This window comes from Pseudomonas sp. GW823-FHT02C05 (assembly GCF_058797595.1).
On record NZ_JBXAJU010000004.1, the window covers coordinates 461666 to 476920 of the forward strand.

14 protein-coding genes are annotated in these 15255 nt (G+C 62.6%); 5 read left to right on the forward strand and 9 right to left on the reverse strand.

The annotated features are described in order from the left end of the window. Positions 1–13 precede the first annotated feature (13 nt). Positions 14–1687, reverse strand: a complete 1674-nt coding sequence (locus AC1RGE_RS23555; protein ID WP_492585107.1) for a putative bifunctional diguanylate cyclase/phosphodiesterase — start codon at positions 1685–1687, stop codon at positions 14–16. A 268-nt stretch (positions 1688–1955) separates the two neighbouring features. Between AC1RGE_RS23555 and rep the strand changes: the two genes are divergently transcribed. Then, positions 1956–3965 (forward strand): DNA helicase Rep, encoded by a 2010-nt coding sequence (gene rep, locus AC1RGE_RS23560; RefSeq protein WP_011064202.1) that lies wholly within the window; start codon positions 1956–1958, stop codon positions 3963–3965. Positions 3966–4021: 56 nt separating this feature from the next. Further along, positions 4022–4594, forward strand: a complete 573-nt coding sequence (locus AC1RGE_RS23565) for a xanthine phosphoribosyltransferase (RefSeq protein WP_011064203.1) — start codon at positions 4022–4024, stop codon at positions 4592–4594. 105 nt (positions 4595–4699) lie between these two features. On the opposite strand, the gene AC1RGE_RS23570 is transcribed toward AC1RGE_RS23565, so the two are convergent. From AC1RGE_RS23570 to dadA, 6 genes are all read right to left on the reverse strand, one after another. Then, entirely contained in the window at positions 4700–6631 is a 1932-nt protein-coding gene (locus tag AC1RGE_RS23570; protein ID WP_072443469.1) for an acetyl-CoA hydrolase/transferase C-terminal domain-containing protein, read from the reverse strand. 136 nt (positions 6632–6767) lie between these two features. Beyond that, entirely contained in the window at positions 6768–7184 is a 417-nt protein-coding gene (locus AC1RGE_RS23575; protein WP_011064205.1) for a c-type cytochrome, read from the reverse strand. A 182-nt stretch (positions 7185–7366) separates the two neighbouring features. After that, a complete protein-coding gene (locus tag AC1RGE_RS23580) occupies positions 7367–7915 on the reverse strand; it encodes a cupin domain-containing protein (protein ID WP_011064206.1) in 549 nt (182 codons plus the stop codon). 132 nt (positions 7916–8047) lie between these two features. Further along, positions 8048–9121 carry an alanine racemase gene (alr, locus tag AC1RGE_RS23585; RefSeq protein ID WP_346624682.1) on the reverse strand — a complete coding sequence of 358 codons (1074 nt, stop codon included), beginning with the start codon at positions 9119–9121 and terminating at the stop codon, positions 8048–8050. 91 nt (positions 9122–9212) lie between these two features. Continuing rightward, a complete protein-coding gene (locus tag AC1RGE_RS23590; protein WP_011064208.1) occupies positions 9213–9566 on the reverse strand; it encodes a RidA family protein in 354 nt (117 codons plus the stop codon). Continuing rightward, a complete protein-coding gene (gene dadA, locus AC1RGE_RS23595; RefSeq protein ID WP_011064209.1) occupies positions 9538–10839 on the reverse strand; it encodes a D-amino acid dehydrogenase in 1302 nt (433 codons plus the stop codon). The genes AC1RGE_RS23590 and dadA overlap by 29 nt, the downstream gene beginning before the upstream one ends. Before the next feature lie 156 nt (positions 10840–10995). Between dadA and AC1RGE_RS23600 the strand changes: the two genes are divergently transcribed. Then, positions 10996–11484 carry an Lrp/AsnC ligand binding domain-containing protein gene (locus AC1RGE_RS23600; protein WP_011064210.1) on the forward strand — a complete coding sequence of 163 codons (489 nt, stop codon included), beginning with the start codon at positions 10996–10998 and terminating at the stop codon, positions 11482–11484. Positions 11485–11528: 44 nt separating this feature from the next. Here the strand turns inward: AC1RGE_RS23600 and AC1RGE_RS23605 are convergent, their stop codons facing one another. Next, positions 11529–11882 (reverse strand): YkgJ family cysteine cluster protein, encoded by a 354-nt coding sequence (locus AC1RGE_RS23605; RefSeq protein WP_011064211.1) that lies wholly within the window; start codon positions 11880–11882, stop codon positions 11529–11531. 148 nt (positions 11883–12030) lie between these two features. Here AC1RGE_RS23605 and AC1RGE_RS23610 point away from each other — a divergent pair, with 148 nt between their 5' ends. Beyond that, positions 12031–13323: an NAD(P)/FAD-dependent oxidoreductase gene (locus AC1RGE_RS23610; protein WP_492585109.1), complete on the forward strand. Its 1293-nt coding sequence runs from the start codon at positions 12031–12033 to the stop codon at positions 13321–13323. 27 nt (positions 13324–13350) lie between these two features. Here AC1RGE_RS23610 and AC1RGE_RS23615 read toward each other — a convergent pair whose 3' ends face one another. Then, positions 13351–13596 carry a DUF1127 domain-containing protein gene (locus tag AC1RGE_RS23615; RefSeq protein ID WP_011064213.1) on the reverse strand — a complete coding sequence of 82 codons (246 nt, stop codon included), beginning with the start codon at positions 13594–13596 and terminating at the stop codon, positions 13351–13353. 179 nt (positions 13597–13775) lie between these two features. Between AC1RGE_RS23615 and AC1RGE_RS23620 the strand changes: the two genes are divergently transcribed. Next, positions 13776–15200 carry an aminotransferase-like domain-containing protein gene (locus tag AC1RGE_RS23620; protein WP_011064214.1) on the forward strand — a complete coding sequence of 475 codons (1425 nt, stop codon included), beginning with the start codon at positions 13776–13778 and terminating at the stop codon, positions 15198–15200. Positions 15201–15255 lie beyond the last annotated feature (55 nt).

Consider the following 15255-nt stretch of genomic DNA (forward strand, 5'->3'; position numbering starts at 1 on the left):
AACCGACGCCGGTTTAAACCGTCCCTTCCTGCAGCGCCTGCTGGCTGCTGCCGAAGATCAGATAGTCCATCAGTTCCGCCAGGGGCAGCGGCTTGCTGATCAGATAGCCCTGGGCCTGGTCGCAACCAAAGCCCCGCAGCAAGGCCAGCTGTTCCGCCGTCTCCACGCCTTCGGCCACCACATTCAGGTTCAGGTTATGGGCCAGGTTGATCATGGCGTGGACCAGCTTGCGGTTCTCTTCGCGCTGCTCCATGCCGCCGACAAAGCTCTTGTCCACCTTGAGCAGGGTAATGGGCAGGCTGTTGAGGTGGACGAAGGAAGAGAAGCCGGTACCGAAATCGTCCAGGGAGAAACGCACTCCCAGGCGACCCAGGGCATCCATGGTCTGCTTCACCAGGTCACTGCGGCGCATCACTGCGGTCTCGGTCAATTCGAATTCCAGCCACTGGGCCTCGACTCCGCGTTCGGCAATCAGGCGGCTCAGGGTAGAAAGCAGTTGGCTGTCCTGGAACTGGCGGAACGACAGGTTCACCGCCATGTGCAACGGCGGCAGGCCGCGTTCGCGCAGGGCCTGCATGTCCCGCAGGGCTCGGGAAATCACCCAGTAGCCCAGGGGCACGATCAGCCCGCTCTGCTCGGCCAGGGGCACGAACTCGCTGGGCGGCAACAGGCCGCGCTCGCCATGGCGCCAGCGCACCAGGGCTTCAAGGCCCACGATCTTGCCGTCATGCAGGTTCAGCCGGGGCTGGTAGTGCAACTCCAGTTCGTCGCGGCGCAGGGCCCGGCGCAGTTCGCTTTCCAGGTCGGCCAGGCTGCGAGCGTTGCGATTGATCCGCTCGTTGAAGATATGAAAGGTGCAGCCCTGGGTGCTCTTGGCCTGTTGCATGGCGATGTGTGCATGCCACATCAGCGGGTCGGCGCCGGCATTGGCCCGGGCATGGGCAATCCCCAGGCTGCAGCCGATCAGCAGGCTTTCGCCATCGACCCAATAGGGCTCGGCCATGGCTTCGGTGATGCGCTCGGCCATCCACTCGGCCCGCTGTGGGGCGCGGCGGGTATCGATGAGCAAGGCAAACTCATCACTGCCCAGGCGGGCCAGTTGATCGCCGGCCTCAAGCTGGCTTTTCAGGCGCGAGACCACCTGCAGGATCAGCCGGTCGCCGGCCTGGTGGCCCAGGGCGTCGTTGGCGTGGCGGAAATTGTCCAGGTCGAGATGGCCCAGGGCCAGGCCACGGCCTTCGTTTTCCGCCAGGCGCGCGGCCAGCAAGGTCTGGAACCCCTGGCGGTTGGCGATGCCGGTCAGGGGGTCCTGCTCTGCCAGGCGCTGCAGGGTGTTTTCCAGCAGGCCGCGCTCACGTACATGGCGCAGGCAACGGCGCAGGGCATCGGTACTCAGGCAGGAACTCACCAACCAGTCGCTGACGCCTACAGGGGCTACGGGCGGTTCCTGGTCCAGCAGCAACACGGTGGGCAGGCTGCAACGCCCGGGGCCGGGCTGCAAATGAGGAAGGGTCAACAGGACCGCGTTGCGGTCGTCTTCAAACAAACGGCTGACAGACTCCCAGCTGGGAGCACTGATCAATACCACCGAGTCTCCCAACGGAGCGACACACTCGCGCAACAACGCTGTCCACACCGGCTCTTCAGCCAGTAGCAGCAAACGCAAGGGTTCGACAGGCTTAGACAAGCTAGCTCCCTAGACTCTGCAAATTAAGTTGGCGGCGGGCATTATGGCGCGCAAATAAACAATAACAATTGATATTGATTATCATACGCAATTTCTTGTACCGCTCTAACTCGAACATTAGACGCATATTCAGCGCGCATCCTGAGGGAAAGTATCAAAACCGGCAAATTTAGATCGCGTTGTGCGTCACAAGTCGGACAGAGGCAGCAGAATCCGTCCAGCCTGTTAAAATGCCCGCCCTTTTCGTAACCGATCCCTTTTTACCGTCATGTCCCGACTCAATCCCCGGCAGCAAGAAGCCGTGAACTATGTCGGCGGCCCTCTTTTGGTGCTCGCCGGCGCAGGCTCCGGCAAGACCAGCGTGATCACCCGCAAGATCGCGCACCTGATCCAGAATTGCGGCATCCGCGCCCAGTACATTGTCGCCATGACCTTTACCAACAAGGCCGCGCGGGAAATGAAGGAGCGGGTCGGCACCCTGCTGCGCAGTGGCGAAGGCCGTGGCCTGACGGTCTCCACCTTCCACAACCTGGGCCTGAACATCATCCGCAAGGAGCATGTGCGGCTGGGCTACAAACCGGGCTTCTCGATCTTTGACGAGACTGACGTCAAGGCCCTGATGACCGACATCATGCAGAAGGAGTATTCCGGGGACGACGGCGTCGACGAGATCAAGAACATGATCGGCTCGTGGAAGAACGACCTGATCCTGCCCGCCGAGGCCCTGGAAAACGCCCGCAACCCCAAGGAACAGACCGCCGCCATCGTCTACACCCACTACCAGCGCACGCTCAAGGCGTTCAACGCAGTGGACTTCGACGACCTGATCCTGCTGCCGGTGAAGCTGTTCGAAGAGCACGCCGACATCCTGGAGAAATGGCAGAACAAGGTGCGCTACCTGCTGGTGGACGAATACCAGGACACCAACGCCAGCCAGTACCTGCTGGTGAAGATGCTGATCGGCAAGCGCAACCAGTTCACCGTGGTGGGCGACGATGACCAGTCGATCTACGCCTGGCGCGGCGCACGCCCGGAAAACCTGATGCTGCTCAAGGACGACTACCCGTCCCTGAAAGTGGTGATGCTGGAGCAGAACTACCGCTCCACCAGCCGTATCCTGCGCTGCGCCAACGTGCTGATCTCCAACAACCCCCACGAATTCGAAAAGCAGCTGTGGAGCGAGATGGGCCACGGCGACGAGATCCGCGTGATCCGCTGCCGCAACGAAGATGCCGAGGCCGAACGGGTGGCCATGGAGATCCTTAGCCTGCACCTGCGCACCGACCGCCCCTACAGCGACTTCGCCATTCTTTACCGGGGTAACTACCAGGCCAAGCTGATCGAACTGAAGCTGCAGCACCACCAGGTGCCCTATCGCCTGTCCGGCGGTAACAGCTTCTTCGGACGCCAGGAAGTAAAGGATCTGATGGCCTACTTCCGCCTGATCGTGAACCCGGATGACGACAACGCCTTCCTCCGGGTGATCAACGTGCCGCGCCGGGAAATCGGCTCCACGACCCTGGAAAAACTCGGCAACTACGCCACCGAACGCAAGATCTCGATGTACGCCGCCACCGACGAAATCGGCCTGGGCGAACATCTGGACAGCCGTTTCACCGACCGCCTGGCGCGCTTCAAGCGCTTCATGGACCGGGTCCGCGAACAGTGCGCCGGCGAAGACCCGATTTCCGCCCTGCGCAGCATGGTCATGGACATCGACTACGAGAACTGGCTGCGCACCAACAGCTCCAGCGACAAGGCGGCGGACTACCGGATGGGTAACGTCTGGTTCCTGATCGAGGCCTTGAAGAACACCCTGGAAAAAGACGAAGACGGCGAGATGACCGTCGAAGACGCCATCGGCAAGCTGGTCCTGCGCGACATGCTGGAACGTCAGCAGGAAGAGGAAGACGGCGCCGAGGGCGTGCAGATGATGACCTTGCATGCCTCCAAGGGTCTGGAATTTCCCTACGTGTTCATCATGGGCATGGAAGAGGAAATCCTCCCGCACCGCTCCAGTATCGAAGCCGATACCATCGAGGAAGAACGGCGCCTGGCTTACGTGGGCATTACCCGCGCGCGTCAGACCCTGGCCTTTACCTTTGCGGCCAAGCGTAAGCAGTACGGTGAAATCATCGACTGCGCGCCAAGCCGCTTCCTCGATGAGCTGCCCCCGGACGATCTGGCCTGGGAAGGCAACGACGACACCCCGACCGAAGTGAAGGCCGTTCGCGGCAATAGCGCCTTGGCGGATATACGCGCGATGTTAAAGCGTTAAAATCGACTATTTTTTAACAGACCTTTGGCCCAGACGTGGCCAGTAGAGGAAGCTCCGTGGAAGCACTGCACAAGAAAATTCGCGAAGAAGGCATCGTGCTTTCCGATCAAGTACTGAAGGTCGACGCCTTTCTGAACCATCAGATCGACCCGCAGTTGATGAAGTTGATCGGCGACGAATTCGCCACGCTGTTCAAGGATTCGGGCATCACCAAGATCGTCACCATCGAAGCCTCAGGGATAGCCCCGGCGATCATGACCGGTCTGAACCTGGGCGTGCCGGTGATCTTCGCCCGCAAGCACCAGTCCCTGACCCTGACCGAGAACCTGCTGTCGGCCACCGTGTACTCCTTCACCAAGCAGGTGGAAAGCACCGTCGCCATTTCCCCGCGGCACCTGACCAGCAGCGACCGCGTGCTGATCATCGACGACTTCCTGGCCAACGGTAAGGCGTCCCAGGCACTGATCTCGATCATCAAGCAGGCCGGCGCCACCGTGGCCGGCCTGGGCATCGTCATCGAGAAGTCGTTCCAGGGCGGCCGTGCCGAACTGGACTCCCAGGGCTACCGCGTGGAATCCCTGGCCCGGGTCAAATCCCTGGCCGGCGGCGTGGTCACCTTCATCGAGTAACCCCGCCCGCCAGAGCAACAGACTTGTGTAGGAACTGGCTTGCCAGCGAAGACGCCCTTGAGAGCAGCGCAAGACTTGAAGGCCCATTCGCCGGCAAGCCGTCTCCTACGACAAGTTGGGGGCCGTGGCCTGCAGACCCGCCAGCAGGAACCGCTGGTACAGGTCTTCACGCAGGCCTTCGGGTTTCTCCAGCCCCATGCGTTCCAAGTGCTCGGCAAACGCCGCGGGCTCCGGTGCGTCGAGTGCCGCCTTGCCCAGCTCGAGGATCTCGCTGAGCTTGAACTTGCTCTTGAGCCAGTTCAGCGCCCGCAGCAGGTCGCGCTCCTGGGCGCTGAAATCACTGCCCAGCGGATACTCCGGGAACAGGTGGCGATGACGCGCCTGAATGTTCTGCAAACGCTGTGGGCTGTTGTCGGCAAAACGCGGCTCCAGACGAAAGTCCTTCGCCAGCTTGCCGGCTTTCTGTGCCTGCTCGATCAATCCGGCCTGGAAGCGTGAATCGCTGATATTGAGCAACGCCTCGATCACCTTGGCGTCCGTCTTGCCCCGCAGATCGGCGATGCCGTACTCGGTGATCACGATGTCCCGCAGGTGACGGGGGATGGTGCAGTGGCCGTATTCCCAGACAATGTTGGAGCTCACTTCCCCCGCCGACTCGCGCCAGCTGCGCAGGATCAGCACCGAGCGGGCATCCGCCAGGGCATGGCCCTGGGCGACGAAGTTGTATTGCCCGCCCACCCCGCTCAGCACGCGCCCGCCCTGCAACTGGTCGGACACCGCCGCACCCATCAGGGTCATGGTGAAGGCGCTGTTGATAAAGCGCGCATCCCGGCGTTGCAGACGCTTGAGCTCCTCATGGCCATACAGCTCGTTGATGTAGCTGATGGCGGTCATGTTGAACTGCGCCAGCCTGCTCTTGGGCAGCTCCCGCAGGCGCTGATAGAAGCTGCGCGGGCCAAGGAAGAAACCGCCATGGATCGAGACCCCGCCGACAGCCGAATCCGGATCCAGGGTGCCGGCATTGGCTTGCTCTTGCAGCGCCACGGTCGGGTACACCTTGCGCCGCACGATGCCCGCGTCGGCCAGGGCCAACAGGCCGTTGACGAACATTTCGCTGCAGCCGTAGAGCCCCTGGGCAAAGGGCTCGACACCCCCTTCGCGATCGATCAGCGGCTGCCAGTAATCCACCTGCAGGTCTGCCAGCAGTGCGCGGTAGCCCTCGTTGTCCGCCTGCCGTGCGAGCAAGGCCGCGGTCAGCGCATCGCCCATGGAGCCAATGCCGATCTGCAGGGTGCCGCCGTCGCGCACCAAGGTGCTGGCGTGCAGGCCTATGCAATGGTCCTGGATGCCCACGGGCATGTTCGGCGTGGAGAACAACGTACTGCGCTCCTCCTCGTCGATCAGCAGGTCGAGGTCCGCGGCATCGATTTCCGAATCACCCGGCATATAGGGCAGGTCGCTGTGGACCTGGCCGAGGATCAAGATGGTTTCCCCCTGCGCCCGGCGCTTGGCAATCATCGGCAACATGTCGAGGGTGATGTCCGGGTTGCAGCTCAGGCTCAGGCGTCCCGGGTCTTGCGGATCCCTGGCCAGCAGTTGCGCCACCAGGTTCAGACCGGCTGCGTTGATGTCCCGGGCGGCATGGCTGTAGTTGCTGCTGACGTAGTCCTGCTGCGCCGGGGCACTGTGCAGGAGGCTGCCGGGCTGCATGAAGAACTGCTCGACGCGAATGTTCGCCGGCAGGCTGTCGCGATGCAGGTCAGCGAGAAAATCCAGCTCCGGGTAGTCACCGAATACCCGTTCGACGAAGGGTTCGAGAAAGCGCTTCTGCAAACCGTCGCCCAGGGCCGGCCGGCCCAGGCTCAAAGCGGTGTAGATGGTCAGCTGGCGTTCCGGCATCCCGGCGATGCGCCGGTACAGGGCATTGGCGAAACGATTGGGTTTACCCAGCCCCAGGGGCATGCCCATGTGAATGTGTTGCGGCAAACGCGCGAGCACTTCATCCACCGCATGCTCGATAGAACAGGATTGCAGCATCTGACCCTCCGGGGACCGTCCATGAATTGAGGTTGGACCGAGCTTGCCGGGAGTTTGCTGCATTGACCAGTACACAGGGCAAATTACGCCCACAAAAAAGCCGCTCGTAAGCGGCTTTTTCGCTGAAGATGGCGGCTTATTTCAGGCCGGACATCTTCTGGATTGCACCTTTGAGCTCGTCATCGGAGCAATCGGCGCAAGTGCCTTTAGGCGGCATTGCGTTGATCCCGGTGATGGCCTTGGCCAGGATGCCGTCGAGGCCGCCCTGGTGATCGGCGCGCTCTTTCCAGGCTGCGGTGTCACCGATTTTCGGTGCGCCCAACAGGCCGGTGCCGTGGCAAGCGTTGCAGTGCTTGGCGATCACGTCATCCGGGGATTTCGCGCCACCGCCACCGCCCGCAGAGGCGGCCACTTCCATACCCTTGCATTCCTGCCCCTGGACGCAGACCTGGCCGACAGGCTCAAGACGCTTGGCAATATCATCATTAGTCGCAGCTTGAGCGCTGACTGCCCAAAGGGCCAATACGGTTGCTGGTGCGGCCAGCATTTTCATAATTAGGTTCACGCGTACACCCTCAATGGTGGCTAGTCACGCCTGCGGCCACGGTTTCGCAGGCGGGCGAAAGTATAACGGTTAGCCCGCCACACTGAAACAACCCCAAAGTCGAAGGGGTCTTATTCGCGGCAAAATGTCGCTGGGGGCCTCTCTGCAAGCCTTGCAGGACGCCTCTTGATCTAGAAGTTCGCCGGAGTGGCTGCGCTGATTAGTCGCGCCGGAACATCGAACGGATTACGGAAACGGTGCGGCTTCGTACTCTCAAAGTAGTAGCTGTCGCCGGCTTCGAGGACAAATGTTTCAAGCCCTACCACCAGTTCCAGGCGCCCCTCGAGGAGAATCCCGGTTTCCTCGCCGTCGTGGGTGAGCATCTCTTCACCGGTATCGGCACCCGGCGGGTAGATCTCGTTGAGGAAGGCAATGGCGCGACTCGGATGGGCACGGCCCACCAGCTTCATGGTGACTGCACCATCGGAAATATCGATCAGTTCGTGGGCCTTGTAGACGATCTGAGAAGGCGTTTCCTGGAGAACTTCCTCAGAAAAGAACTCGACCATGGACATGGGAATGCCGCCCAGCACCTTTCGCAGTGAGCTGATCGAGGGGCTGACACTGTTCTTTTCGATCATTGAAATGGTGCTATTGGTGACGCCCGCGCGCTTGGCGAGTTCACGCTGGGAAAGACCTTTCAGTTTACGGATGGATTGTAGTCGTTCACCGACGTCCAATGCGGCAGCCTCCTAGGCGGGAATCAGGCGTTGTTGTAATTGAGCGTTATCATGGCGACAGCGTTCAGTATTTACAACACTTGGCCCCGATTCCCCCGAGGGCAGGCGACTTTCGGTACAGCCCGCGCAATCTCAGTCTTCGGAGTACACCAGCGGCACCCGACGCAGGTTGCAGAACAGCTGATAAGGGATGGTATCGGCGGCCAGGGCGACCTCACTGGCGAGGATGTTCTTGCCCCACAATTCCACGGTGGAACCCAGTCCGGCCTGAGGCACATCCGTCAGGTCGACACACAGCATGTCCATGGACACCCGGCCCAGCAGGCGGCTGCGCTGGCCGGCCACCAGTACCGGCGTACCAGTAGGCGCATGGCGCGGATAACCGTCGGCATACCCCATGGCAACCACGCCGATGCGCATTGGCCTGTCGGTGATGAACCTGGCGCCGTAGCCCACCGGCTCGCCGGCCGGCAGTTCACGCACGCAGATCACCTTGGACTCCAGGGTCATTACCGGCTGCAAGCGCGCGGCCACCGAGTTGTTTTCTTCGAACGGCGTCGAACCGTAGAGCATAATGCCCGGGCGCACCCAATCGCTGGGTACGCTGGGCCAGCCCATGACCGCCGGCGAATTGCGCAGGCTGATTTCCGCTCCGAGGCCCTGGCGAGCCGCTTCGAATACCGCCACCTGCTCGCTGCTACGCGGGCAGTCCAGTTCATCGGCGCGGGCAAAGTGGCTCATCAGCACGATCTTCTCGACCTTGCCACTGGCCTGCAGGCGCTGATACGCCGCCTGGTAATCCTTGGGATGCAGGCCGACCCGATGCATGCCCGAGTCCAGCTTGAGCCAGACCGTCAGTGGCTTGGCCACGGCCGCCTGCTCGATGGCTTCGAGTTGCCACAGCGAATGCACCACGCACCAGAAATCATGCTCGACGATCAGCGCCAGCTCGGATGCTTCGAAAAAACCTTCCAGCAGCAGCACCGGCGCACGAATGCCCGCGGCGCGCAGCTCCAGGGCTTCTTCGATGCAGGCCACGGCGAAACCGTCGGCCTCGCCTTCCAGTGCCTGGGCGCAGCGCACCGCGCCATGGCCGTAGGCATCGGCCTTGATCACCGCGAGAGCACGAACTCCCGAAATTTCACGGGCCAGTTGGTAGTTGTGACGCAGGGCTTGGAGATCGATCAGGGCACGGGCAGGGCGCATGGCGGCAGACTTCTAGGCGGTCATGGGGAATAAAAAACCGGTGCTGGATAACGGCGAGCCGCCACCGGCACCGGGAGAGGGATCTTGTCGCTTAAGGCAGAGCGGCCACTACGGACAGCTCGACCAGGATTTCCGGTTCGCACAGCTTGGCTTCGACCGTGGCCCGGGCCGGCGCCACGCCTTTTGGCAGCCACTGGTCCCAGACACTGTTCATGCCAGCGAAGTGGGCATCGATGTCCTTCAGGTAGATGGTCACCGACAGCAGCTTGCTCTTGTCGGTACCGGCCAGATCCAGCAGGCGTTCGATGTTGGCCAGGGTCTCGCGGGTCTGCTGTTCGATCCCGGCCTGCATGTCATCACCGACTTGCCCGGACAGATACACCGTACCGCCGTGGACAACAATCTGGCTCATGCGCTCATTGGTGAGCTGGCGCTGGATTGACATGTTTAGCTGACTCCTGAGGGTTACCGTAACGGGAAATATCGAGGCCTTCGGCGCTGATCTGCGGCTTTTTCTTGGCCATCAGGTCCGCCAGCAGGCGACCGGACCCGCAAGCCATGGTCCAGCCGAGCGTACCGTGGCCAGTGTTCAAGAACAGGTTGCGGAACGGCGTGGCGCCCACAATCGGCGTGCCATCCGGGGTAGTGGGACGCAGCCCGGTCCAGAAACTGGCCTGGGACAGGTCGCCGCCCTGAGGATAGAGATCGTTGACGATCATCTCCAGCGTTTCACGCCGGCGCGGATTGAGCGAGAGGTCAAAACCGGCTATCTCAGCCATGCCGCCGACCCGGATCCGGTTGTCGAAACGGGTGATCGCGACCTTGTAGGTTTCGTCGAGGATGGTGGAAGTCGGGGCCATGGCCGGGTTGGTGATCGGCACGGTCAGGGAGTAACCCTTGAGCGGGTACACCGGCGCCTTGATGCCCAGCGGCTTGAGCAATTGCGGCGAGTAGCTGCCCAGGGCCAGCACGTAGCGGTCGGCGGTTTCCAGCTTGCCGTCGATCCACACGCCGTTGATCCGGTCACCGGCAAAGTCGATGCGCTGGATGTCCTGGCCGAAGCGGAATTCCACACCCAGCTTGCTGGCCATTTCCGCCAGGCGCGTGGTGAAGATCTGGCAGTCGCCAGTCTGGTCGTTGGGCAAGCGCAGGGCACCGGCGAGGATGTCAGTGACGTTGGCCAGGGCCGGCTCGACCCGGGCGATGCCTTCGCGGTCCAGCAGTTCGAACGGCACGCCGGATTCCTTGAGCACGGCGATGTCTTTCGCCGCACCGTCCAGCTGCGCCTGGGTGCGGAACAGCTGGGTAGTGCCCAGGCTGCGGCCTTCGTAGGCAATGCCGGTTTCCGCTCGCAACTCGTCGAGGCAGTCACGGCTGTATTCGGACAGGCGCACCATGCGTTCCTTGTTCACCGCATAGCGGCTGGCGGTGCAGTTGCGCAGCATCTGTGCCATCCACAGGTACTGGTCGATGTCGGCCGTGGCCTTGATCGCCAGTGGCGCGTGGCGCTGCAGCAGCCATTTGATGGCTTTGAGCGGTACACCCGGAGCGGCCCAGGGCGACGCATAGCCAGGCGAGACCTGGCCGGCGTTGGCGAAGCTGGTTTCCATGGCGGCGGCCGGCTGACGGTCCACTACGGTCACTTCAAATCCGGCTCGAGCCAGATAATAGGCACTGGTGGTTCCGATAACGCCACTGCCCAAGACCAGAACGCGCATTTTCATATCCTCATCGCGGCTTGACCGCTGACGTTTGTTATTCAGAGCAAAGATGGGCGCAGTGTAAGAAACATTGAGCAGTGATTTTCACTATATAACCGCCTATATTTGGCGAGAATTCTCGGCGATATTGCTTTTCACGGAGGGGCATCCCCTATGCGCACCAACCATCAGACCCGTCGGGCCCTGGACAAGATCGATCGCAATATCTTGCGGATACTCCAGGCCGACGGACGCATTTCCTTCACCGAGCTGGGGGAGCGAGTGGGCCTCTCCACCACCCCCTGCACCGAGCGCGTGCGCCGCCTGGAGCGCGAAGGGATCATCATGGGCTACAACGCGCGGCTCAATCCGCAGCACCTCAAGGGCAGCCTGCTGGTGTTCGTCGAGATCAGCCTGGACTACAAGTCCGGCGATACCTTCGAGGAGTTTCGCCGGGCGGTGCTGAAGCTGCCCCACGTGCTGGAGTGCCACCTGGTGTCCGGCGACTTCGACTATCTGGTCAAGGCGCGGATCTCGGAAATGGCGTCCTACCGCAAGTTGCTGGGGGACATCCTGCTCAAGCTGCCCCACGTGCGCGAGTCCAAGAGCTACATCGTCATGGAAGAAGTGAAGGAGAGCCTGAGCCTGCCGATTCCGGATTGAAGCGAGAGGGTGCAGCCTTCGCCGGCAAGCCGGGGTGCTCGGGGCTAGACCAGGACCTGGCGAGTGCTGGCCATGTAGTCGTGGATCTGTTTTTCGACCCGGGGGTGGATCATCTCCACCGGGCGCCGGCCGTTGGGGCAAGGCAGGCTCGGCGTGGTGCCGAACAGGCGGCAGATCAGCGGACGCTCGTCATACACGGTGCAACCGTTGGGCCCCAGGTGCACGCAGTTGAGCTCGTCCATGGCAGCTTCCTGCTCGGCAGCGGTCTTGCGCGGCAGGCGGGACATTTCCTCCGGCGAGGTGGTCACCGGGCCGCAGCAGTCGTGGCAGCCGGGAACGCACTCGAAAGAGGGAATCTGCTGACGCAGGCTGCGGACGATTTGACGGTTACAGCTCATGAAAAAGACTACCGGGGCATGAATAGCCGTGAATTCTGCCCTAAATGCCTGGCGGCAGACAGGACCGGGCGTCCTGCGGTTGCCCCGGCGCAAAGGCCCGACTTATGCTCCGCGCATTTTTACCGACACCATCATCAGGACGCATCCCATGCCCGCCAGCCTTCAGCACGCCGCTTCCTACTATGCCGCCAGCAGCCTGCCGCAACCTGACTACCCAGCGTTGGCGGGCAATCTGACAGCCGATGTGTGCGTGGTCGGGGGCGGTTTTTCCGGGCTCAACACCGCGCTGGAACTGGCCGAGCGTGGCCTCAGCGTGGTCCTGCTGGAGGCGCACAAGATCGGCTGGGGCGCCAGCGGGCGCAATGGCGGGCAGTTGATTCGCGGCGTCGGCCACGGCCTCGACCAGTTCACCAAGGTGATAGGCGAGGACGGAGTGCGGCAGATGAAGCTCATGGGGCTGGAGGCGGTGGAGATCGTCCGCCAACGCATCGAGAGTTTCCAGATCCCTTGCGACCTGACCTGGGGCTACTGCGACCTGGCCAACAAGCCGGCCGACCTTGCCGGCTTCGCCGAAGACGCCGAGGAACTGCGCAGCCTGGGCTATCGCCACCAGACCCGGCTGCTGCAGGCCGATGAAATGCACAGCGTGGTGGGTTCCAAGCGCTATGTTGGCGGCTTGATCGACATGGGTTCGGGCCACCTGCACCCGCTGAACCTGGCCCTGGGCGAAGCCCGGGCGGCGCAGCACTTGGGGGTGCAACTGTTCGAGCACTCTGCGGTGACCCGCATCGACTATGGCCCCGAGGTCAAGGTCCACAGCAGTCGCGGCACCGTCCGGGCCAAGACCCTGGTGCTGGGCTGCAACGCCTACCTCAACGATCTCAATCCGGAATTGGGGGGCAAGGTGCTTCCGGCCGGCAGCTACATCATCGCCACCGAACCCTTGAGCCCGGCCCTGGCCCAGGAACTGCTGCCGCAGAACATGGCGGTCTGCGACCAGCGCGTGGCCCTGGACTACTACCGCCTTTCGGCTGACCGGCGCCTGCTGTTCGGGGGTGCCTGTCATTATTCGGGGCGTGACCCCAAGGACATCGCCGCCTACATGCGGCCGAAGATGCTGGAAGTGTTCCCGCAACTGGCCGCAGTGAAGATCAACTACCAATGGGGCGGCATGATCGGCATCGGCGCCAACCGCCTGCCGCAGATCGGCCGGCTCAAGGACCAGCCCAATGTGTATTACGCCCAGGCCTATTCGGGCCACGGCCTGAATGCCACGCACCTGGCGGGCAAGCTGCTGGGCGAGGCCATCAGCGGCCAGCACGGCGGCGGTTTCGACCTCTTCGCCAAGGTGCCGCACATCACTTTCCCGGGCGGCAAGCATCTGCGCTCGCCGCTGCTGGCCCTGGGCATGCTCTGGCACCGCTTGAAGGAACTGCTCTGACCCTCCCCGTGGCTGCGCGGCGTCGGCCTACAGCCGCCAGAACGGCTTGAGACCTTCGGCCCGCGCCTCTTCCCGGCTCAGGCCGACATCGCGCAACTGCTCGGCAGTCAGCTCCAGCAACGCCTTGCGCGTGCGCAGCCGATGCCAGTACAGACCCAGCGGGCTCAGCCCAGGCGGTGCGGAGCGTGGCAGGCGTGCCGCCAGTGCCTGCTCCTGCTCTGCCTGCAGCTCCTGACTCCGTAACGACAGACGCACATCGCTCAAGCCGTTCATCTGTATTGCTCCTGTTTGCTCAAAGTTGCCATGAGCCAATAGGATGCTTGGTGCGCAAAAACCATTACAGACTCAATACAGCGGTATTAACTCCATACAGTTTTGCCAAAAATCCTGCTGAATCCTGTATTTTTGCCCCATCTGTACCGGTCCTCGCGCCCCCACTACGAGCCAATGCCATGACCCTCTACGTCAACCTCGCCGAACTCCTGGGCACCCGCATTGAGCAGGGCTTCTACCGCCCCGGCGATCGGCTGCCCTCAGTGCGCGCCCTGAGCGTCGAGCACGGGGTCAGCCTGAGCACCGTGCAGCAGGCCTACCGCCTGCTGGAAGACAACGGCCTGGCAATGCCCAAGCCCAAGTCCGGCTACTTCGTGCCGCCCAGCCGCGAACTGCCCGCCCTGCCCGCCGTTGGCCGCCCGGCCCAGCGACCGGTAGAGATCTCGCAGTGGGACCAGGTGCTGGAACTGATTCGCGCCGTGCCGCGCAAGGACGTGGTGCAACTGGGCCGCGGCATGCCGGACATCACCACACCCACCCTCAAGCCTCTGCTTCGGGCCCTGGCCCGCCTCAGCCGGCGCCAGGACATGCCAGGCCTGCACTACGACAACATCTACGGCGTGCTGGAGCTGCGCGAGCAGGTCGCGCGGCTGATGCTGGATTCCGGCTGCCAGCTGGGGGCCGGCGACCTGGTGATCACCACTGGCTGCCACGAGGCGCTGTCCACCAGCATTCGCGCCATCTGCGAACCGGGGGATATCGTCGCCGTGGACTCGCCGAGCTTCCACGGCGCCATGCAGACCCTCAAGGGCCTGGGCATGAAGGCCCTGGAGATCCCCACCGACCCCATTACCGGAATCAGCCTGGAAGCCCTGGAACTGGCTTTGGAACAGTGGCCGATCAAGGCCATACAGTTGACGCCCAACTGCAACAACCCCCTGGGCTACATCATGCCGGAGCCGCGCAAGCGGGCACTGCTGACCCTGGCCCAGCGCTTCGACGTGGCGATCATCGAGGACGATGTGTATGGCGAACTGGCCTACACCTACCCGCGCCCGCGCACCATCAAGTCCTTCGACGATGATGGCCGGGTGCTGCTGTGCAGCTCGTTCTCGAAAACCCTGGCCCCAGGCCTGCGCATCGGCTGGGTGGCGCCCGGCCGCTACCTGGAACGTGTACTGCACATGAAATACATCAGCACCGGCTCCACGGCCCCGCAGCCCCAGGTAGCCATCGCCGAGTTTCTCAAGAGCGGCCACTTCGAGCCACATCTGCGCAAGATGCGCACCCAGTACCAGCGCAATCGTGACCTGATGCTCGATTGGGTCAGCCGCTACTTCCCCGCCGGCACTCGCGCCAGCCGGCCACAGGGCAGTTTCATGCTGTGGATCGAACTCCCCGAGGGCTTTGATGCTCTGAAGCTCAACCGAGTGCTGCTCGAGCAAGGGGTGCAGATTGCCGTGGGCAGCATCTTTTCCGCCTCGGGCAAGTACCGCAATTGCCTGCGGATGAACTACGCTGCCAAGCCAACCGCGCAGATCGAAGACGCGGTACGCAAGGTCGGCGCTGCAGCCATCAAGCTGCTCAGTGAAACCTCGGACTGACCCCGACCCGAAGCAGGAAGCCAGCCGTCCCATGCCAACCCGTGCCGTGATGCGA

Excerpts from the sequence above, each read along its gene's own strand:
- rep (WP_011064202.1), top strand. The coding sequence starts at position 1,956 with ATGTCCCGACTCAATCCCCGGCAGCAAGAAGCCGTGAACTATGTCGGC.
- AC1RGE_RS23570 (WP_072443469.1), bottom strand. The coding sequence starts at position 6,631 with ATGCTGCAATCCTGTTCTATCGAGCATGCGGTGGATGAAGTGCTCGCG.
- AC1RGE_RS23575 (WP_011064205.1), bottom strand. The coding sequence starts at position 7,184 with ATGAAAATGCTGGCCGCACCAGCAACCGTATTGGCCCTTTGGGCAGTC.
- alr (WP_346624682.1), bottom strand. The coding sequence starts at position 9,121 with ATGCGCCCTGCCCGTGCCCTGATCGATCTCCAAGCCCTGCGTCACAAC.
- AC1RGE_RS23590 (WP_011064208.1), bottom strand. The coding sequence starts at position 9,566 with ATGTCAATCCAGCGCCAGCTCACCAATGAGCGCATGAGCCAGATTGTT.
- dadA (WP_011064209.1), bottom strand. The coding sequence starts at position 10,839 with ATGCGCGTTCTGGTCTTGGGCAGTGGCGTTATCGGAACCACCAGTGCC.
- AC1RGE_RS23600 (WP_011064210.1), top strand. The coding sequence starts at position 10,996 with ATGCGCACCAACCATCAGACCCGTCGGGCCCTGGACAAGATCGATCGC.
- AC1RGE_RS23605 (WP_011064211.1), bottom strand. The coding sequence starts at position 11,882 with ATGAGCTGTAACCGTCAAATCGTCCGCAGCCTGCGTCAGCAGATTCCC.
- AC1RGE_RS23610 (WP_492585109.1), top strand. The coding sequence starts at position 12,031 with ATGCCCGCCAGCCTTCAGCACGCCGCTTCCTACTATGCCGCCAGCAGC.
- AC1RGE_RS23615 (WP_011064213.1), bottom strand. The coding sequence starts at position 13,596 with ATGAACGGCTTGAGCGATGTGCGTCTGTCGTTACGGAGTCAGGAGCTG.
- AC1RGE_RS23620 (WP_011064214.1), top strand. The coding sequence starts at position 13,776 with ATGACCCTCTACGTCAACCTCGCCGAACTCCTGGGCACCCGCATTGAG.